Source organism: Gordonia sp. SMJS1, from assembly GCF_029866425.1.
Lineage (GTDB): Bacteria > Actinomycetota > Actinomycetes > Mycobacteriales > Mycobacteriaceae > Gordonia > Gordonia hongkongensis.
In genome coordinates, this window is sequence record NZ_CP123381.1 from 4588394 (window position 1) to 4607809 (window position 19416).

The following is a 19416-nucleotide window of genomic DNA, read 5'->3' on the forward strand; positions in this document are numbered from 1 at the left end:
CCGGGTCCCGGCGCAGACCTCGTCAACCGGTCATCTTGACGTCCTTGGCGGCGCCGAGGACGGAGAGCGCCTGGGGCACCAGCACGAGACCGAGCACCGCCATGGCCAGAGTCCACGAGCCGGTGACGTCATGGATGGCGCCGATGATGATCGGGCCGGCCGCCGCCGCCAGGTAGCCGACGCACTGCGCCATCCCGGACACCTGGCCCGTCTGTTCGGATCCCGAGCTGCGCAGCACCATGAAGAGAAGGGCCAGACTGATCGACGAACCGGGCCCGACCATCACACAGGCCGCCCAGAATCCCGGCCAGACATCAGTGCTCAGCAGACCCACGAAGCCGACGGCGCAGACCGCGATCACCGACAGGGTCACCACCCGCTGACCGGCGAAGCGGCCGGCGACGATCGGCGCGACCAGCGACATGATCAGGGCGACCACCTGCGCCGACGCCAGGACCGCACCCGCCCGCAACGGCGACATGCCGGCGTCGACGAGGTACTGCGGCAGCCAGGCCACGAACGTGTAGAAGATCAGCGACTGCGTGCCCATGAAGACCGTGATCGCCCACGCGATCGGGTTCGTCAGCAACGACGATGTCGGCGCCGCCGAGGTCACCCGGTGAACCAGCGGCAGCTGCGGAATCCAGACGACCACGGCGACCAGCGCGAGCAGCGACCACGCGGCCAACGCCAGCCGCCAGTCCCCGCCGAGTGCGTCGTTGATCGGCACGCTCACCCCGGACGCGACCGCCGCCCCGCCGGAGAGAGTCATCGAATAGAGGCCGGTCATGAGCCCGGAGCGGTGCGCGAAGTCGCGTTTGATCAGCGCCGGGAGCACGACGTTGCAGGTGCCGATGGCGGCGCCGATGACCGCCGAACCCCCGAACAGGGCGGCCGGCGACGGGATGAGCCGGACGAGGATGCCGACGATCAAGACGAGCAGGGCCCCGAAGATGACCCGTTCGATGCCGAACCGGTTGGCCAGACGGGGAGCCACCGGCGCCGAGATCCCGAAGAACAGCACCGGCAGCGCGGTCAGCAGACCGGCGACGGCGCTGCTGAAGCCGGCGTCGTCGGAGATCACCCCGATGAGCGGTCCGACGGCCACCACGGCCGGTCGCAGGTTCGCGGCGACCAACATCACTCCGACCGCGGTGACGATGACCCCGACGGCGGACTTCTCGCGCGTGGACAGCGCCTGCGCGCTCATCCCCACACCTCGGTGGAGTCGACGTAGGCGTACACCGCCGCGCGCGCTGCGTCGGCGTCGCCGCGCTCGATCGCGTCGACGACATCTCGATGACCGCGCGGGTGCGACTGCTCGGCCAGCGGACGTCGCAAGACCGACGGATGAGTACGGGCGATCGCCTCGGCGATTCCGTCGTACATCGCGATGAGCAGCGCGTTGCGGGACGCGACGACGAGCTCGGCGTGGAATGCGATGTCCGCCTCGGTGTATCGATCCAGGTCACCGTCGGCCATCGCGTCCTCGGTGCGCGCCAGCAACAGGCGGAGACGTTCGACGTCGGCGGCGTCGCCCCGGGCGGCCGCACCGGCCGAGGCCTCGCTCTCGAGAGCACGTCGCACTTCGAGCAGATCCCGGAGCTCCGACGGCGCGGAGGTCCGCGCGATCGCACCGGCGAGTGGGCTCCGGCCGCGCACATACGTGCCGTCGCCCCGCCGGGGCTCGAGCATGCCGGCGTGTTCCAGGGCCCGGGCGGCCTCCCGGATCGTGTTGCGGCCGACGCCGAACTGCGCCACGAGCTCGGGCTCGGCGGGGATCCGTTCGCCCAGGGGCCAGGTGCCGTCCGCGATCAACTCCTGCATGCGCTGCACGACGAGCTCGCTCGTCCGGCGAGGTGGGGTGATCTGTCCGGACACGCAAACAACCTAACATCCCATGTTTCAGTCCCGGTCGGTGCCGCACGGTCTCCCCCGCCCGTAGCCTCAGCCGGTGGCCGCCCGTTCCAGCGCTCCGGTCAGGTCGTCGACGGTGGTCGGCACCAAGCGCTGGTCGTCGAGAAAGAACGTAGGGGTGCCCTGTACGCCCAGGGCCAACCCATCGGCGACATCGGCACGAATCCGCTCCAGCGTGGCGGGACTGTCGTACGCGGCGTCGAAGGCCGTCATGTCCAGCCCGAGATCGATCGCGAAACCACGGAACACGTCGTCGGCGGGAGCCCGCTGCTCCCCCCATCGGGCCTGGGTGGTGAACATGCGCTGGTACATCTGCTCGAATCGGCCCTGCTGTGCAGCCGCTTCGACGGCGCGGGCCGCGCGCTCGGCGTTGAGATGCCCGGGCATCGGGAAGTAGCGGACCACGAAGGTGATCCGGTCGCCGTAGGTGCGCCGGAGATCTTCGATGATCGGGTAGACCGCGCCACAGGCCTCACACTCGAAGTCGAGGAACTCGACAAAACGCGCCCGCTCACGTTCCGGCGACGTCAGGCGGTGGCTGTCCGGGCGCACCACGAGATCGGCCGCGACGGCGGTGTCCGCCGGGGCAGGCGCGGGTTCGCGGTCGATGAGTACCGCGACACCGAGGACGACGACGACGGCCGCGAGGGCCGTCCATGCGATCTTGGTCGGTCTGCTCACTCCTGCCCTGCCCACCCGTACACCGTAGGGGTGACAGAGCCGAAAACGGACATCCGCCTGCTCGATCGCTGACGCAGACACCCATTCGATGCTTAGATGAGCCATGTCGTTCGGGGTGCGCACGAGTTGGCTGCGCGTGGGTGTCATCGGTGTGGTCGTCGGCGTGCTGCTCGGCGTGTTCGCGGGCACGCCCCCCGCCCAGGCCGCACCCGGGCCGGGCTCGCCACTGCCGTCGGCCGACCCGTTCTACCGTTACAACGCCTCACTGTCGGGCGTGGCTCCCGGAGCGGTGCTCCGCAGCCGTCCCATGCGGTTCCAGACACCCACGATGTCCACCCCGATCACTGGCTCGCAGGTGCTCTATCGCACCACCGACCAGTTCGGCGAGAGCGTGGTGACGGTCGCGACCGTGCTGCGACCGCTGATCCCGGGCCCGACGCGCCTGGTCTCGTACCACATGGCCTACGACGCGCTCGGGTCTCAGTGCGATCCGTCGTACACGCTCAGCGGGGGTTACACCAACGGCACCGCAACCGCCGAACAGGGCGTCATCGCAGGCTATCTCGCCGCCGGGTACACCGTCGTGGTGCCGGACTACGAGGGCGAGAAGCTGCAGTGGACCATCGGCCGGCAGTCGGGCTATGCCGCACTCGACGGCGTCCGCGCCGCACAGTCGTTCCTGCGGCTGCCGCGGTCGACCCCGGTCGGCCTCGTCGGATATTCCGGCGGGTCGATCCCCACGCAGTTCGGCGCCGAGGTCGCGCCGCGCTACGCGCCCGAACTGAACATCGTCGGCGCCGCCGCGGGCGGGCTGCCGGTGGATCTCGCGCACAACCTGCCCTACATCAACGGCAGTGCGAAGTGGGCGGGTGTCATCCCGGCGCTCGTGGTCGCCTACCAGCGGACCTACCGGCTCGACACCTCGTCGTTCCTCTCGGCCCGCGGCCGGCAGGTCGCCCAGGACGTCAGCGACGAGTGCATCTCGGAGTTCGCGTCGAAGTATCCGGGACTCACCAGCGCGGACATGGTCAAGCCGCCGTACACCGGCCTGCTCGACGTGCCGCAGGTCGTGCGGGCGATCAACGACAACATCATGGGACGGTCGGGCACCCCGTCGACGAAGATGCTTCTCGCGGTGGGCCACTACAACGCGATCGGGGACACCCTGATGATCACCGGTGACGTGATCGGCCTCGCGAACGAGTACTGCTCACGCGGCGTGGACATCACCTACCGGCAGCTCAACGGCCTGACCCATCAGGAGGCGTTCCTCCCGTTCGAACCGCTGGCATTGCAGTACCTCACCGAGCGGTTCACGGGTGCCCCGACACAGAGCAACTGCGGTTCGCTGCCGCGCGGGAACAGCCTGGCGCCGCTGCCGGTGCCCTGACCCGGCGCCCTACCCCGGCAGCGTCTCGCCGCCGATCGGGGCCAGCACCTCGCCGGTGTAGTAGGACGAGAGCTGCTCGGCTGCGAAGAACACGTACGACGGTGCGATCTCGTCGGGCTGGGCCGCCCGTCCCATCGGCGCCTGGGTGCCGAAGTCCTTGACCGCCTCGGCCGGCATCGTCGCCGGGATCAGCGGCGTCCAGACCGGGCCCGGCGCGACGCAGTTCACGCGGATCTTCCGTTCCATCAGCGCCTGCGCCAGCGAGTAGGTCAGGGCCAGCACCGCACCCTTGGTCGCCGAATAGTCGATGAGGCTGTCGTTGCCACGCAGACCGTTGATCGACGACGTGTTGATGATGGCGCCGCCGCCGGTCAGATGCGGCACCGCCGCTCGCGTGGTGTGGAAGAAGCTGTCGATGTTGACGTCGAAGGTGCGCCGCCACTGCTCCGGCGTCAGCTCCAGGAAGTCGTCCACGATCTCCTGGTAGGCGACGTTGTTCACCAGAATGTCCAATGCGCCGAGTTCGTCGACGGTCCGCTTCACGATGTCGGCGCAGTGCGCCGGGTCGGCGAGGTCGCCGCGGTACGCGCGGGCCTGCCGTCCTTCGGCCTCGATGAGCTCGACCGTGTGGCGGGCGTCGTTGTCTTCCTCCAGGTAGGCGATGGCGACATCGGCGCCCTCCTTGGCGAAGGCGACCGCGACCGCACGGCCGATACCCGAGTCGCCGCCCGTGATGAGGGCGGTCTTGCCGGCCAGCAGATCGCGGCCGCGATAGTCACGCATCTCGTCCCGGGGACGTTCGCCCATCTCGTCGGTCTCACCGGGGTAGGAGATCGTCTTCGGTTCGTGCTCGGGGTTCTGGTCGCTCATGATCGAGATGGTGCCCGCTGAGAAGCGTGCGGAAACATCGGCGCGGACCGGGGAGCGGACGTCGTCAGGGGTTCTGGTCGGGGATCTCCTGGTCGAGTTTCTCGTCGAGGGACTCGCCTTCCCGCTGTTCCCGGGCGGTCGTACCGGTCCGATCGCTGGCCGACCAGTCCTCGGGCGGATCCATCCCCTCCTCGAGCGGGTCCTGACCGAGCCGGTCCTCGTCGAGATCCTCGAAACCGGCTGTCGACGTCAGATCGGGGTTGATGCCCTCTGATGCCGCCGTCGCACTGTCGCCCACGTTGTCGGTACTCATTCTCGTCCTCCTGGCCGTAGCCGAGATCGGTGTCGGTCGGGCCGGGGTCTCACGGTCGGCCCCTGCGAGTACGGCGGATACCCGCGCGACACGGCGCCGAAACGATCTCCGCGAGTCCGGCTTCGACAACGCGCACCGGGTCGATTCCCCCCGGGTGCGCCAGCCAGGTAAGCTCATCTTTCGCCCGAGACCGCTGGCATTCCTGTTGATTTGTGGTTTGTAGGGGTGAGGGTGACAGACGCCAACGATCACACCGCCGGCGAGTCCCGTATCAGTCACGTCGGCAGCTTCCGGTTCTTGTTCGACACCCAGGAATGGGAGTGGTCCGACGAGGTCGCCGAGATGCATGGTTACCGGCCCGGTGAGGTCACTCCGACGACCGAGCTGATCGCGGGGCACAAGCACCCGGACGACCGGCAGTCGTTCGAAGAGCTGCTCGCGACGATGCTCGACCGCCGGATCCCGTTCTCGAGCCGTCATCGCATCGTCGACACCAAAGGTGAGGTCCGCCACGTCGCGGTGGTGTCGCAGCAACTCACCGACGAATCCGGCGTCGTGATCGGCGCCGAGGGGTTCTATCTCGATCTGACGGCGATCGAGGAGAAGGCCGTCAAGGACCGCGTCGACGAGCACGTCGCGCGATTCCGCGAGCACCAGGGCGTCATCGAGCAGGCCAAGGGCATGATCTCGCTGGCCTACGGCGTGAGCGCCGATCGCGCGTTCGAGGTCATGCGCTGGCGTTCGCAGACGGCCAACGTCAAGGTGAACGAGCTCGCGCGGTCGATCGTCACCGGCGTCCACCGATACGTGGTGCTACCGGACCCGGTCCGGCAGTCGTTCGATCATCTGCTGCTCAACGCACACCTCTCCGACAACGAGAACGCCTCGTCCTCGAAGTAGCACCGACGCACCACCGTTCATCGCGTCCACGGGCGGTTTCACCGCCGACATTCCGGGGTATCCGCACCGGCACGAGATAGGTGCCGGAAACCGGCAGTCATCTGCGGCTCGCCGAAGCCGCGATCGTGCAGGCCCGGTTGAGAACACAGCCGTCGCGACCCTAGTGAACGGATGTGGCAGTGAGCAGTGCGCAGCCAGGCGGAACAGCAACCCTCGAGACAACGGGGTCGAACACGACGCGAGGTCTGTCGACGATGTCGGCGGGGCTCGGTTCGGGGAGGGGCGGTGCGACCCGCGTGCGCGTCGCGTCGGTGCCGCGCTCCCACGTGTACGTCCGCCACCTGTCGCCGCTGAACGGAACGGTCAGCGGACTCGACACCGGACCGGTCTCGGTCGTACGCCTGCCCGACCCGGTGCCGGCCGACGGCGCCAAGGTGCCGGGCGGCTGGTGGCCCCCGCTCATGCTCGACCCCGCGTGGATCGCCCGCCACCACAACGAGTTCGACGTCTTCCATCTCCACTTCGGGTTCGACGCCGTCGAGCCGGCCGTGATGTCGAAGGTGATCGACGAGCTGCGCACCCACGGCAAACCACTCGTGTACACGCTCCACGATCTGCGCAATCCGCATCACCCCGAACCGGGACGCCACGAGGAGGTCCTGGACATCCTCGTACCGGCGGCGGATGAGGTCATCACCCTGACCCCCGGCGTCTCCCGGGAGATCGCGCGCCGCTGGCAGCGCGAGGCGACCGTGCTGCCTCACCCGCATGTCGTGCCGCCCGGCCGATTCGGTCCGAGCGCGCCGCACGCCGACGACTTCGTGGTGGGGGTGCACGCCAAGAGCATCCGCGCCAACATGGATCCGCTGCCGGTGATCATGACCCTTCTCGAGGCGGCCGCGGACTACCCGGACATGACGGTTCAGATCAACCTCCACGACGAGGTGTTCGTCCCCGGGAAGCACGCGTACAACCCGGATTTCGGCACCACGGCGCTGGCACTCTCCCGGCACCCCTATGCCCGCGTGCTCGTGCACGAGTACTTCTCCGACGATCAGCTGTGGGACTACTTGCGGAGCGTGGACGTGTCGGTACTGCCGTACCGATTCGGAACCCATTCCGGGTGGCTCGAGGCCTGCCACGATCTCGGCACCACCGTGATCGCGCCGAGCTGCGGCTTCTACCGCGAGCAGCAGGACTGCCTGTCCTTCGAGTTCACCGAGGACACCTTCGACCGGGACTCACTCGTTTCTGCCCTGGCACAGGCGTATTCGGCTCGTCCCACGGCGGCCTCATGGCCCGACCGGCGCGCGCAGCGCGAGTCGCTCGCCGAGCAGCACGCCGCCCTCTACACCAGGGCTCTGGATGCGTGACACGTTGAGGATCGCCATCGTCGCGTCGAGCCGCTACCCGATCGCCCAGCCGTTCGCGGGCGGACTCGAGGCCCACGTCTGGCATCTCACCCGAGCCCTCACCCTCGCCGGTCACGAGGTCACGCTGTTCGCGGGCGCGGGCAGCGATCTGCCGGTCGATTCGGATCGCCTGCGCGGCGAACTGTTCGAACCCTCCGCGGCCGCACGCTCGGACGTGTCGATGCCCCAACTCGAAGCGCTGCAGGATCATCATGCGTACCTGTCGCTGATGCTCTCGTTCACGAACAATCCCGGCGACTACGACGTGATCCACAATCACAGCCTGCACTACCTCCCGGTCGCCATGGGTCCGGCCGTCGAGACCCCGATGATCACCACGCTGCACACCCCGCCGACACCGTGGCTCGAGTCGGCCCTGACCCTTGCGCCCGGTACGCGTTGTGTCGCCGTCAGTCGGCACACGGCACAGTCCTGGTCGCATGTGCTCGGCGACATCCCGGTGGTGCACAACGGGGTTCAGTTGGACCGCTGGCCCGCCGGCCCCGGCGGAGACGACCTGGTGTGGTTCGGCCGGTTCGTACCGGAGAAGGGCGCCCACCTCGCGATCGAGGCCGCCCAGCGCGCCGGCCGTCGACTCCGGTTGGCCGGACCCATCAGCGACACAAGGTATTTCGAGCAACAGATCGCCCCGTCGCTGGGCGGCCTCGTCCACTACGAGGGACACCTCCACCAGCACGACCTGGCGCGATTGGTCGGCTCCTGCGGCGCGACCCTGGTGACACCGGTGTGGGACGAGCCCTACGGCCTCGTTGTTGCCGAATCCCTCGCCTGCGGTACCCCCGTGGCGTGCTTCGCCCGGGGCGGTATCCCCGAGATCGTCGGAGAGCACGCCGGCGTCCTGGTGCCGCCCGGGGACATCGACGCGCTGGCCCTCGCGGTAGACGATGCGCTCACCCTCGACCGGGGCCTCGTGCGCCGGCGCGCGGAGGACCACTGCACGGACATCGCGATGATCGATCGGTACCTCGACATCTACGCCGATCTGGTCGCCGGGCGGCCGTTGGCCGACTCCTCGCTCCCCCGGGAGGTCGGGGTGTGATCGGTTACTACGTCCACCATCAGGGCCGCGGACACTGTTCCCGGGCCACCGCCGTCGCCGGCCACATCGGCACCGACGTCGTCGCGCTGACCAGCGCGTCGCTGACCGCCCCGGTGTTCAGCGAGGTGATCACGCTCGAGCGCGACGACTCCGACCCGCAGCCCCGGGACGTCGACGCGGGCGGTCTGCTGCACTGGGCGCCACGGCATGACGGCGGACTACGCACACGCATGGCGCAGCTGGCCGAGTTCGTCGAGACGCGCCGACCGGCCGCCGTCGTCGTCGACGTATCGGTGGAGGTCACCCTCTTCCTCCGGCTGATGGGCGTGCCGGTGATCGTGACGGCGCAGCCCGGCGTTCGCGACGATCTGCCGCATCAGCTCGCCTACCGGGCGGCCGATGCGATCATCGCCCCCTGGCCCGCCGAGCTGTATCAACCGGACTGGCTCCGGGAGCATCTGCCGAAAACGGTCTTCACCGGCGGCATCTCCCGGTTCGACGGACGACTCCCCGTCTCCCACCCCACCTTCGCCACCGACATCCTCGTCGTCACCGGCGCGGGCGGGGTACCGGGTGCCCCGCATCCGGCGACCACGCTCGCCGAGGAGCTCCCGGACCACACCGTCGTCGGTCTCGGACCCGCCTTCGGCACCTGGGTCGACGACCCGTGGCCCTTCCTGTGCAGTGCGCGGGTGACCGTCATCGGCGCCGGTCAGGGAAGTGTGGCCGACGCCGCCGCGGCCGGGCGCCCGGCGGTGGTCATCCCCGAGGACCGACCCTTCGCCGAACAGCGGGCAACCGGCAACACCCTCGCACGGTCCGAACTCGCCCTCGTCACCTGGTCGTGGCCGGACAGCGAACGCTGGCGTTCGATCCTCGACACCGCCGAGGACTCGTCGCCGGAGTGGTCGCGGTGGCACACCGCCGGCGCCGCCGACCGTGCGGCCCGGGCGATCGAGGCGGTCGCGCACCGATGACCGGCGTCCCCGAGGTGGTCGCCGTCATCACGATCGTGTCGGGGCGGCACCGCCACCTTCGACGACAACTCGAGGCGTTCGCCCATTCGACCCGGCGTCCCGACCTGCACTTCGTGGTGGCCATGGACGACCCCGACATCACATCGGTCACCGACGGGCACCCGGTGGAGGTCATCCGGTTCGCCAACGACGACGCGGACACCCTGCAACTCGCCGATGCCCGGAACGCCGGCGCCACGGCCGCCATGACCGCGGGGGCCTCGCTCTTGCTGTTCCTCGACGTCGACTGCATCCCCAGCCCGGACATGCTCGAGCGCTATCTCCGCTCGTGCACCGCCACACCGGACCTGAAAGCCCTCTACTGCGGCCCGGTCACCTACCTCCCCTGCGACCAGCCGACCTTCGATGCGCGCGAGCTCGCCCGGTTCACCGATCCGCACCCGGCGCGTCCGTCACCGGGATCCGGGCAGACACAGCTGTCGTCGGAGCTGATGTTGTTCTGGTCGCTGTCGTTCGCCGTCCGGGCGACCGACTGGCTCGCCCTCGGCGGCTTCCACCCCGGCTACCGCGGTTACGGCGGCGAGGACACGGACTTCGCGATGTCCGCGCGCGACAACGGGTTTCGGATCGCCTGGGTCGGCGGCGCACACGCCTACCACCAGCACCATCCGGTCTCGAACCCGCCGGTCGAACACCTCGCGGACATCCTCCGCAACGCACGGGTGTTCCACCGACGATGGGGCACCTGGCCCATGGAGGGGTGGCTGCGCGCGTTCGCCGACCGCGGGCTGGTCTCCTACGACGCCGCAGGCGACGAGTGGCTCCGGGTCAGCGACGGAACTTCGAGAACCCGATGACGACGCCGCGGGATGCGGCACCCGGGAGCGGTTCGTCGTAGGAGATCGTGTGGGTGTCGGTGACGGTCTGCACGATCCGCCATCCGAAGGTCGACTGCTTCAGGGTCACGTCCGGGACGAGCTCGCCTCGGATCTCGCCGATCACGCCCTGCGACGACATGTGCAGGGTCAGTTCGATGGACGACTCCTCAGCGGCGGCAGAGATGATCTGCGAGCAGATCTCGTCCACGGCCACCTTGGCGTCGATGACGTCGTCGAGCGCCCAGTCGTCGATGTACAGCGCGGTCTCGACCAGAGCGCGCACCAGCGCGAGACGATCGGTGGCGGCCGGAACCCGCAGGACCGTCGGCGTACCGCCGTCGATCGATAGCTGGGACGTCGCGTCGGAATCGGTCATCAAATGAGTCTTCTTCGCCCGTTGATTGGTGGTGCCGATCTCGGCTGGTCTGGTCATGAGTGCCCCGTGATTCCGTGTTCCAAACCGCGGCCGGAGGACCTTGCCGCGCTGAACGTGCCCCCCGAACACGTGTCGACACGTTAGCAGAGCGTTCACCGAGATCATGACTCGATGAGATTCACGTCTCCATCCGTCCCATGAACGACCGCGGTCGCGGTGAGGCGACGTTTCATCGCCGGCCGCTCGCGGTAAACCCTCCGCACCGAGGCCGGTGTCGACCACGCCGGCCACCGAGCCCCGACCAGACAGCGCAGGGAGTGCACCATGCCAGATCTGACACCCGAACGAGAAGTCGCGTCGCGTGAGGCCATCGCCCGGCGCCCGGCACGAAAGTCGCGAGGGCTGAAGGCCGTCGGCCTGCTCGGCTTCGTCTGCCTCGGACTCATGCTGGTGCTCGCCGGCATCGCCATCGCCGCCGGTGCGAGCGACCGCGATGCGACGGTGTGGCTGGCGGTCGGTGCCGTCGTCATGGGTCTGCTCGCGATCGGACTGCTGATCGGCAGCCGTGTCCTGCTGCGACGTCGCGCAGCCCGCGACGGAGATCGGGCCCATCAGGATCCGATCCAGCCCGAGACCACCGCCGAGGAAGCCGAACGCTACGAGGAGCGGTTCCACGACTTCCCGGTGGAACACGCCGGCAAGAGTGAACGAGGACGAGACGACCGCCTCGAGGAAATTCGCGACGAGCGTCGATCCGACAACGGAAAGGCCTAGAGAATGCGTGCAGTCACTTGGCAGGGCAAGCGAAACGTGTCGGTCGAGACCGTTCCCGACCCCAAGATCATCGAGCCCACCGACGCCATCATCAAGGTCACCTCGACCAACATCTGCGGGTCGGACCTCCACCTCTACGAAGTTCTCGGCCCGTTCATGCAGGCCGGCGACATCCTCGGGCACGAGCCGATGGGGATCGTCGAGGAGGTGGGCAGCGACACCGGCGACCTGCGGGTCGGCGACCGGGTGGTCATCCCCTTCCAGATCGCCTGCGGCACATGTCTGTTCTGCCACGACGGACTCATGACCCAGTGTGAGACGACCCGCGTCACCGAACAGGGGACGGGCGCCGCACTGTTCGGCTACTCCCAGCTCTACGGCTCCGTCCCCGGCGGGCAGGCCGAGTACCTGCGTGTGCCGCAGGCCCAGTTCACCCACATCAAGGTGCCGCTGGAAAAGCCCGACTCGCGGTACGTCTATCTCTCCGATGTGTTGCCGACGGCTTGGCAGGCCGTCGCCTACGCCGAGATCCCTCAGGGCGGAACCGTCACGGTGCTGGGCCTCGGCCCCATCGGCGACATGGCCGCCCGCATCGCCGCGCACCAGGGAGCGCGGGTCATCGGCGTCGACCGCGTGCCCGAGCGACTCGCCCGGGCGGAGGCCCGCGGCATCGAGACCGTGAACTTCGACGCCGTCGACAACGTCGGCGACGCCATCCGCGACCTGACCGGCGGACTGGGTACCGATTCGGTCATCGACGCTGTCGGCATGGAGGCCCACGGGTCGCCGGTCAACAAGGCGCTGCAGAGCGTCGTCGGCCTGCTACCGGACGCCGTCGCCCGCAAGGCGATGTCGGAGGTGGGTACCGATCGGCTGGGCGCGCTCTACTCGGCGATCGACCTCGTCAAACGCGGCGGCACGATCTCGCTCTCCGGGGTGTACGGCGGCGCGGCCGACCCGCTGCCGATGCTGACCATGTTCGACAAGCAGATCCGGCTGCACATGGGTCAGGCGAACGTGAAGCGCTGGGTCGACGACATCATGCCGCTGCTGACCGACGACGACCCCTTGGGCGTCGACACCTTCGCCACCCACGAACTACCGCTCAGCGAGGCCCCGCAGGCCTACGAGACCTTCCAGAAGAAGGACGACGGGATGGTCAAGGTGATCCTCAAGCCGTGAACCCGCGTGGCGTGCCGCGGCCCTTCGTCGCGGCACGCTCGCCGTCGGCCTGCGATCCACCGCCGCCGTTCTCGTCCCCGGAGTCGTCCTCGTCGACGACGACCTCGGACCGCAGCGTTTCGAGAATCCGCGTCAGCAAGCGCGACACATGCATCTGGGAGATCCCCACCTGACGCGCGATCTCGCTCTGCGACATGGACTTGAAGAACCGCAACGTGAGGATGGTGCGCTCGCGTTCGGTCAGCCGCTCGAGGGCCGGCTGCAGCGTGACGAATTCTTCGACGAGTTCCAGTCGCGCGTCCTCGTCGCCGAGGGTGTCGGCCAGCGTCCAGCCGTCGGTCGACGAACCGGCTTCGGCATCGATCGAGCTCGCCGTGTAGGCCGACCGGGCGACCATGCCCTCGATCACCTCGCTGACGGGCAGCCCGAGGTGCTGGGCGATCTCACTCGGGCGCGGCGACCGTCCGAGGGACTGCAGCAACTCCTCGCTGGCCTTGGCGATGTTGAGCGACGCCTCCTGGGCCCGGCGTGGCACGCGGATGGACCAGGTGCTGTCGCGGAAGTAGCGCTTGACCTCGCCCATGACGGTCGGGACCGCGAAGGCCAGGAAATTATTGCCTCGTTCGACGTCGAAACGGTCGACGGCATGCATGAGACCGATCCGCGCCACTTGACGCAGGTCGTCAATGGGTTCCCCGCGCTCCGAGAAGCGCCTGGCGACATGGTCTGCCAGGGGCAGGCACCTCGCGATGACGTCCTCCCGCAGCCGGGCACGACGAGCGTCGTCCTTCTCCTCGTGCATGGTCCGCAGAGCCGGAAGGACATCACTGTAATCGTCGTGATCGCCCCGGTCACCCGACGCCATTCTCACCACCAGACTTCGAAGACAGCTCGAGATCGATGCGCAGACCTCGTGCCGCATCCAGAACAGGACTGATGTGCGCACGGGTTCGACGCATATCCGCCTCCAGCCAACCACGGTCGCCCGACGACGTCCAGCCACACCGGTCGTCGGCTGGTCAGGGCGTTGCGTGGCAGGAACAGACCGCAAAGAAGCTGCCGAACTGGGCACAACCTTGTAGGTCACTCTTCTGCAACGTAGGGTAAGAGATGCGGTTCAGGTAGAAGCTGCGTTCTAGAGCGTTGGGCGCCCAGGGCCTTCTCGCTTTCCACCATCACGCTCAATCCCTCTGACCGGGTGATCGTGAACTTGGGGTACTGACGCCGATTCGGCGCAGCACCAAGGCTTCCGATCCAGAAGTGACGGTCGTGGCCAGACGCACTTGACTGAATTGAGAACATCATGGCTCTCACCTCTTCGACCATCTTCCGTTCGGCGTTCGATCCCACTGCGGAGTCCGCGCCGAAGGCCCATTCCCACCAGTTGGTCTCCCCGAAATCGTATTGCGTGCAGGGTTTTTCCGGTAGCGTCGACCGCGACTCGGCAGCCGATTTCGCCGCCGCTCTCGACCGCGTGATCAGCGGCCCCGTCGACGGCATCGTCCTCGACTTCTCGGGCCTGAACTTCTTCGGGACCGTCGGGTTGGTGCTACTGCGCTCGTTCATCGACGACGCCGGTCGCCGATTCGTCCCAGTGGTGGTCGTGGGTGGCCGCGCGGTGACCCGCCCCCTCGAACTCTGCGGAATGGCGCCGTATGTCAAGACTTTCGAGTCCATCGAGGACGCGGGACGCGCTCTGACCCAGGATCAGGTCGGGCCGAGCACGATGGAGTTCACTGTCACCGAGTGAGCTCTGATCACCGTGCTGTCGTGATCTGACGCGCGATGTCGACCAGCTTGGTGTTCGAGTCCTGCGACAGGCGCTTCAGCAGGTCGAAGGCGGCCACCGCGTCGATGTCGAACCGTTCCATCAGCATGCCCTTGGCCTGACCGATGACGTCCCGGTTGGCCAGGGCGCTGTGGAACTGCTTGTCCTTCTTCACCTTGTTCCACGCGAGGGCGGCATGCGTCGCGAAGACCACCCCGATGTCCTCGGCGTGAAGGTCGAAGGCGAACGGCTCGTCGGCGTAGAGGTTCAACGCCCCGATCGACGTGGTGTCGGCGAAGAGCTGGAACGACAGGACGGAACGAATCGGCGTCTCGACGAGCGCGCGGCGGCGGTATTCGGGCCAGCGCTGCTCGTTCTCGAGGTCGTCGACTCGGACGATGCGATCGGCGAGCGCTGCCGAGATGCACGGTCCCTCACCGAGTTCCGCTTGAATACGGTCGTGTACGTCGGCAACGTCGTGCGTGGACCCGAACGACGCGATCGATTTTCGGTCGATTGCGACGGTGAGGCCGGCGTACGCGACTCCGGGGATGTCGACCAGCGCGTTCTCGACGATCGTCTTCGCAACCTGCTCGTCGGAGTCGTCGCCGTGTAATTCACGCGCCAGATCCGCGATCTTGCGGTGAACGTCATCGTCAGCCGGATCGGTCATGGTCGAACCCCTTTCGACGCCCGACGTGAGCGAACGACCACGGACGCGCATTGTTCGGCGTGCTCGTCCAACGTAACCCACTGCGCCACGTTCCGTGGGCGCCGGTGGTTACCGCCAGGCGCCTGACTGCCTCAGCGAAACGCCGCCGACCCGGTGAGTGCGCGCCCGATCGTGAGCTGGTGGACCTCCGAGGTCCCCTCGTAGGTGAGCACCGACTCCAGGTTGTTGGCGTGCCGGATCACCGGATACTCCAGAGTGATGCCATTCGCGCCCAGGATGGTTCGGCATTCGCGGGCGATCGCGATCGCCTCGCGGGTGCTGTTCAGCTTGCCGGTGCTGACCTGCTCGGGCGTGAGTTCGCCGCGGTCCTTCAGACGGCCGAGGTGGTAGGCCAGCAGGTGACCCTTGCCCACCTCGAGCGCCATGTCGGCGATCTTGGTCTGGGTGATCTGGTAGCCGGCCAGCGGCTTGTCGAACACCTGGCGGGACTGCGCGTACTCGATGGCCGCCTCGAGGCAGTCGCGGGCGGCACCCATCGCCCCGAAGATGATCCCGAAGCGCGCCTCGCCGAGAGCGGTCAGCGGTCCGCGCAGCCCCTCCGCCTTCGGCAGCATCGCCGAGGCGGGAAGGCGCACGTCGTCGAACACGAGCTCGGAGGTGACCGAGGCGCGCAGCGACATCTTCTTGGTGATCTCCGGCGCCGAGAACCCCGGTGTGTCGGTCGGGACGACGAACCCGCGGATGCCGCCGGGACTGTCGGCGAGGTCGGTCTGCGCCCACACCACCGCGACGTCGGCGATCGAACCGTTGGTGATCCACATCTTCGTCCCGTTGAGCACCCAGTCGTCGCCGTCCCGCTTGGCGTGGGTGCGCATCCCCGACGGGTTGGACCCGAAGTCGGGCTCGGTCAGGCCGAAACAGCCGATCGCCTCGCCCGCCGCCATCCGCGGCAGCCACTCGTTCTTCTGCTCCTCCGAACCCCAGTGGTGGATGGAGAACATCGCCAGCGAGCCCTGCACCGAGACCAGGCTGCGGATGCCGGAGTCGACGGCCTCGAGTTCCAGGCACGTCAATCCGTAGGACATCGCGCTCATCCCGGGGCAGCCGTAGCCCTCGAGGTGCATGCCGAGCGCTCCGAGTCCGCCCAGCTCGCGGGCGATGTCGCGGGCCGGCAGCCGGGCATCCTCGACCCAGTCGGCGATGTGCGGACGCAACTTCGAGGCCGCGAAGTCCCGCACGCTGTCACGGATGGCGATCTCGTCGGCGTCGAGCAACGAGTCCAGGGCGAAGAGCTGGGGCAACGTGCTGGTGCGGGACATGGCGGACCTCCGTCGAGAATGGGACTCGCGGCGGGCGGGGGCCGTCGACGAGAACGTTTGCACGAACGTTTGCATCGCCTAAGGTAGGTGTTCGACGGCCGTCGGGTCAATCAGCAAGAGAGAGGATCAGCGTGGTCAGTGGTCAGCGCGCCCCCACGCTGAAGGAGATCGCCCGGCGTGCCGGCGTACACGTGTCCACCGCCTCCCGGGTGCTGCGACAGTCCGAGCCCGCCGACGGATGGTCGGCGTCGGCTCTGCGGGTGCGGGAGGTCGCCGACCAACTCGGCTACCAGCGCAATGTGTGGGCGGCCAGCCTGCGGACCCGCCGAACCACCACCATCGGGGTCGTGATGACCCGCCTCACCGACGGCGTCGTGGCCACGACTTACCAGGGCATCGAACAGGCCGCCACCCGGGCCGGATACTCGGTCCTGCTGTCCTCCCCGCCCGACGAGGAAGCCGCTCAGCGACGCGCCATCGAACTCCTCGTCGGCCGGCAGGTCGACGGTCTGCTGCTGAGCGGACTACACCTGCCGGGCCGGGACTTCGTGGAATCCCTGCGGGTCGGCGACCTCCCGATGCTCACCCTCACCCGGCACGCCGAGGCCGGACTCCCCTTCGTCGGCGGCGATGACGTGCGCGGCGGACGCATCGCCGCCCGACATCTCCTGGAGCGCGGTCACACCGACCTCGCCGTCATCGGCGGCCCCGGTCACGCCACGACGGCCACCGACCGGCTCCGCGGGTTCCGCGCCCAGCTGGCTGATGCCGGGATCACGCTGTCCGACGACCGCATCGTCGCTTCCGACTTCGAAGTTCACGGCGGGACGGCGGCCGGGCGCGCACTGCTCGATCGTCCGGACCGTCCCCGGGCGATCTTCGCGGTGTCGGACACCATCGCGATCGGAGTCCTCGGTGTCGCCCGCGACCTCGGACTCCGCATCCCCGATGACCTCGCCCTGATCGGCTACAACGACATCCCGGTGGCCGCCCAACTCCCCGTGCCGCTCACGACGGTCCGCTCCCCTGCTCGGGAGATCGGCGAGACCGCGGTGCGCGGCCTCCTCGATCTCGCCGCCGGGCGTGACGTCGAATCCCGCCGCCTCCCGGTCGAACTCATCGTGCGCGGGAGTACGTGACCCTCAGGAGGCAGAAGTACCCGAATGCTCTTGCGCCGCGCGGAACATCGCGACGACCGCGGTGCGCACGTCACCACGATCGCGGACCGGGCGATCCCAGGCGAGCCGCACCGCAGTGATCCCCTCGGGAACCGTGACATCGAACGTCGCTGCGTCGTGGTCGAATCCGGTCATCCGCGCCGCGACCGCGTCCGGCCGCCCGCCCAGCACACGGCAGATCAGCAGCGAGTCGTCGGCGTGGTCGTCGTTCATGTGCGCGAGTACGGCTGCCACGACATCCGGGCTGAATTGCGCTGAACCCGCATTGTTCTCGTCAGTCACGCCCGGCCTCCTCGACCTCGGGACGCACGAACTTCGAGACCCAGCCCCGGAAATGGTCGACGTCGCCGCCGTGCTCCTCGAACCATCCCCACGCACCGCCGCGCGCACCGGTCACGTCCCCGACGACGAGTTCGATGGCCTCGCGCGGGGTGCGCAGGATCGGGGCGTCCAGCGTGGTGCCCGCCGGGATCCGCTTGCGGGACCGCAGACGCGCGAACACCCCGGCGATGCCGTCCTCGGTGCGGTGGTAATCGGTGACGACCGCTTCCTCGTCGACGCCCGCCAGCAGCAGGGCGATCGCGATGATCACCCCGGTCCGGTCCTTGCCGGCAGCGCAGTGCACGAGCGTCGCACCCTCGGTGTCGAACTCGTTCAGCGCGGCGGTGAGTCGATGCCCGCCCGTGCGCATCATCGCGGTGTAGATCTCGACGAGCGCGGTGTCGGCGAGGCGGTCGACGCGGGCACCCGAGGACACCGGACGGTGCACGACGCGAACGTTCGGCGGCCAGGTGACTGCCATCCGGCCCAGCTCGGTGGGGTCGCGCAGATCGACGACGGTCGCCGGCGGCCAGGACAGGCCGACGGGGTCCTCGTCGTCGGGATAGGGGGCATCGCTGCGGATCAGCACGTTGGCGGCGGTGACGCCGCCGCCGGCGACCCGTATACCGCCCAGGTCCCGGATGTTGGCGAAGGTCCGCAGGTCAGAGGCGGAGGAGAGGGTCACGGCGGTCCCGATCGTCGATGTGCGCGGTGGTCGGTCGCACCTCACCTTACGCAGGCGATGGAACGGGTGACGGCTGACGTACCGTGGCGATGGTGACGACCTACCACTCCTACGAGCCGTTGCAGGGCCACCGGCTCTCTCACGACCCGGTGAATGCCATCGTCGCGCCGCGGCCGATCGGCTGGATCTCGACGGTGTCCGACGACGGCGTCGGCAACCTGGCTCCCTACAGCTTCTTCAACCTCTTCAACTACACGCCGCCGATCGTCGGTTTCGCCAGCGTCGGTTACAAGGACACCGTCGCCAACTCGATCGGGTCCGGCGAGTTCGTCTGGAATCTCGCGACCGACGGCCTCGGCGAGCAGATGAACGCCACCTCGGCTGCGGTGCCCGCCGGCGAGGACGAGTTCGACGTCGCCGGCCTGACGCGCCTCGCCTCTGATCTCGTGGCCCCGCCACGGGTCGGCGAGAGTCCGGTGAGTTTCGAGTGCCGAACCACCCAGTCGTTCCAATTACGCACGGCCGCAGGCGACCTCGTCGACACCTGGATGGTGCTGGGCGAGGTGGTCAAGATCCACATCGCCACCCATCTGTTGCGCGACGACCAGACGTACGACACGGCCGGCGCTCGACCGCTGCTGCGCGCGGGCGGGCAGGGCGACTACTTCCTGCCCAGCGACGACCATCACCGGTTCATGAAACGGCCGAAACCAGCCACCCGCTAGCGCGCTTCCCTCCCGGC

22 protein-coding genes are annotated in these 19416 nt (G+C 68.4%); 11 read left to right on the plus strand and 11 right to left on the minus strand.

Annotated elements, in window-relative coordinates; all coding sequences use genetic code 11:
- Window positions 1–22: 22 nt before the first annotated feature.
- The 3 genes from QAD21_RS20770 to QAD21_RS20780 all read right to left on the minus strand — a co-directional run bounded on the left by QAD21_RS20770 (window position 23) and on the right by QAD21_RS20780 (window position 2598).
- Window positions 23–1210, minus strand: a complete 1188-nt coding sequence (locus QAD21_RS20770; RefSeq protein ID WP_165629551.1) for an MFS transporter — start codon at window positions 1208–1210, stop codon at window positions 23–25.
- Window positions 1207–1881 carry an FCD domain-containing protein gene (locus tag QAD21_RS20775; protein ID WP_078113786.1) on the minus strand — a complete coding sequence of 225 codons (675 nt, stop codon included), beginning with the start codon at window positions 1879–1881 and terminating at the stop codon, window positions 1207–1209. Before QAD21_RS20775 ends, QAD21_RS20770 begins: the two co-directional genes overlap by 4 nt.
- A 66-nt stretch (window positions 1882–1947) precedes the next feature.
- Window positions 1948–2598 carry a thioredoxin domain-containing protein gene (locus tag QAD21_RS20780; RefSeq protein WP_280360196.1) on the minus strand — a complete coding sequence of 217 codons (651 nt, stop codon included), beginning with the start codon at window positions 2596–2598 and terminating at the stop codon, window positions 1948–1950.
- A gap of 103 nt (window positions 2599–2701) precedes the next feature.
- On the opposite strand from QAD21_RS20780, the gene QAD21_RS20785 reads away from it, so the two are divergent.
- Window positions 2702–3988 carry a lipase family protein gene (locus QAD21_RS20785; RefSeq protein ID WP_280360197.1) on the plus strand — a complete coding sequence of 429 codons (1287 nt, stop codon included), beginning with the start codon at window positions 2702–2704 and terminating at the stop codon, window positions 3986–3988.
- Between the two features lie 9 nt (window positions 3989–3997).
- Here QAD21_RS20785 and QAD21_RS20790 read toward each other — a convergent pair whose 3' ends face one another.
- Complete coding sequence (locus QAD21_RS20790; protein ID WP_259935351.1) at window positions 3998–4858, minus strand: SDR family oxidoreductase; 861 nt, start codon at window positions 4856–4858, stop codon at window positions 3998–4000.
- Window positions 4859–4922: 64 nt separating this feature from the next.
- The gene (locus QAD21_RS20795) at window positions 4923–5171 is read right to left on the minus strand and encodes a hypothetical protein (RefSeq protein ID WP_065632504.1); all 249 of its coding nucleotides are present in this window, start codon (window positions 5169–5171) and stop codon (window positions 4923–4925) included.
- 231 nt (window positions 5172–5402) lie between these two features.
- Between QAD21_RS20795 and QAD21_RS20800 the strand changes: the two genes are divergently transcribed.
- The 5 genes from QAD21_RS20800 (at window position 5403) to QAD21_RS20820 (ending at window position 10377) form a co-directional block, all read left to right on the plus strand.
- On the plus strand, window positions 5403–6071 hold the full coding sequence (locus tag QAD21_RS20800; protein ID WP_280360198.1) for a PAS and ANTAR domain-containing protein: 669 nt from the start codon (window positions 5403–5405) through the stop codon (window positions 6069–6071).
- 254 nt (window positions 6072–6325) lie between these two features.
- A complete protein-coding gene (locus QAD21_RS20805) occupies window positions 6326–7444 on the plus strand; it encodes a glycosyltransferase (protein ID WP_280361817.1) in 1119 nt (372 codons plus the stop codon).
- A complete protein-coding gene (locus QAD21_RS20810) occupies window positions 7437–8543 on the plus strand; it encodes a glycosyltransferase family 4 protein (RefSeq protein ID WP_280360199.1) in 1107 nt (368 codons plus the stop codon). The genes QAD21_RS20805 and QAD21_RS20810 overlap by 8 nt, the downstream gene beginning before the upstream one ends.
- A complete protein-coding gene (locus QAD21_RS20815; RefSeq protein ID WP_280360200.1) occupies window positions 8540–9520 on the plus strand; it encodes a hypothetical protein in 981 nt (326 codons plus the stop codon). Before QAD21_RS20810 ends, QAD21_RS20815 begins: the two co-directional genes overlap by 4 nt.
- Entirely contained in the window at window positions 9517–10377 is an 861-nt protein-coding gene (locus tag QAD21_RS20820; RefSeq protein ID WP_280360201.1) for a galactosyltransferase-related protein, read from the plus strand. The genes QAD21_RS20815 and QAD21_RS20820 overlap by 4 nt, the downstream gene beginning before the upstream one ends.
- Here the strand turns inward: QAD21_RS20820 and QAD21_RS20825 are convergent.
- A complete protein-coding gene (locus QAD21_RS20825; RefSeq protein ID WP_058249946.1) occupies window positions 10349–10774 on the minus strand; it encodes a hypothetical protein in 426 nt (141 codons plus the stop codon). The two genes, QAD21_RS20820 and QAD21_RS20825, sit on opposite strands and share 29 nt — an antisense overlap.
- Window positions 10775–11098: 324 nt before the next feature.
- On the opposite strand from QAD21_RS20825, the gene QAD21_RS20830 reads away from it, so the two are divergent.
- On the plus strand, window positions 11099–11548 hold the full coding sequence (locus tag QAD21_RS20830; protein WP_280360202.1) for a hypothetical protein: 450 nt from the start codon (window positions 11099–11101) through the stop codon (window positions 11546–11548).
- A gap of 3 nt (window positions 11549–11551) precedes the next feature.
- Window positions 11552–12730 (plus strand): zinc-dependent alcohol dehydrogenase, encoded by a 1179-nt coding sequence (locus tag QAD21_RS20835; RefSeq protein WP_280360203.1) that lies wholly within the window; start codon window positions 11552–11554, stop codon window positions 12728–12730.
- On the opposite strand, the gene QAD21_RS20840 is transcribed toward QAD21_RS20835, so the two are convergent.
- A complete protein-coding gene (locus tag QAD21_RS20840; protein WP_280360204.1) occupies window positions 12720–13595 on the minus strand; it encodes an RNA polymerase sigma factor SigF in 876 nt (291 codons plus the stop codon). The two genes, QAD21_RS20835 and QAD21_RS20840, sit on opposite strands and share 11 nt — an antisense overlap.
- A gap of 438 nt (window positions 13596–14033) precedes the next feature.
- Between QAD21_RS20840 and QAD21_RS20845 the strand changes: the two genes are divergently transcribed.
- Entirely contained in the window at window positions 14034–14480 is a 447-nt protein-coding gene (locus QAD21_RS20845) for an STAS domain-containing protein (protein WP_065632496.1), read from the plus strand.
- Window positions 14481–14487: 7 nt separating this feature from the next.
- Here QAD21_RS20845 and QAD21_RS20850 read toward each other — a convergent pair whose 3' ends face one another.
- Window positions 14488–15171, minus strand: a complete 684-nt coding sequence (locus QAD21_RS20850) for a GAF and ANTAR domain-containing protein (RefSeq protein WP_065632495.1) — start codon at window positions 15169–15171, stop codon at window positions 14488–14490.
- 131 nt (window positions 15172–15302) lie between these two features.
- A complete protein-coding gene (locus QAD21_RS20855; RefSeq protein ID WP_280360205.1) occupies window positions 15303–16490 on the minus strand; it encodes an acyl-CoA dehydrogenase family protein in 1188 nt (395 codons plus the stop codon).
- 131 nt (window positions 16491–16621) lie between these two features.
- Here QAD21_RS20855 and QAD21_RS20860 point away from each other — a divergent pair, with 131 nt between their 5' ends.
- Window positions 16622–17629: a LacI family DNA-binding transcriptional regulator gene (locus tag QAD21_RS20860; RefSeq protein WP_280360206.1), complete on the plus strand. Its 1008-nt coding sequence runs from the start codon at window positions 16622–16624 to the stop codon at window positions 17627–17629.
- Between the two features lie 3 nt (window positions 17630–17632).
- Here the strand turns inward: QAD21_RS20860 and QAD21_RS20865 are convergent, their stop codons facing one another.
- The gene (locus tag QAD21_RS20865) at window positions 17633–17950 is read right to left on the minus strand and encodes a DUF2470 domain-containing protein (RefSeq protein ID WP_280360207.1); all 318 of its coding nucleotides are present in this window, start codon (window positions 17948–17950) and stop codon (window positions 17633–17635) included.
- Window positions 17943–18674: a tyrosine-protein phosphatase gene (locus QAD21_RS20870; RefSeq protein WP_280360208.1), complete on the minus strand. Its 732-nt coding sequence runs from the start codon at window positions 18672–18674 to the stop codon at window positions 17943–17945. Before QAD21_RS20870 ends, QAD21_RS20865 begins: the two co-directional genes overlap by 8 nt.
- A gap of 92 nt (window positions 18675–18766) precedes the next feature.
- On the opposite strand from QAD21_RS20870, the gene QAD21_RS20875 reads away from it, so the two are divergent.
- Entirely contained in the window at window positions 18767–19399 is a 633-nt protein-coding gene (locus tag QAD21_RS20875; RefSeq protein ID WP_280361819.1) for a flavin reductase family protein, read from the plus strand.
- The last annotated feature ends 17 nt before the right edge of the window (window positions 19400–19416 follow it).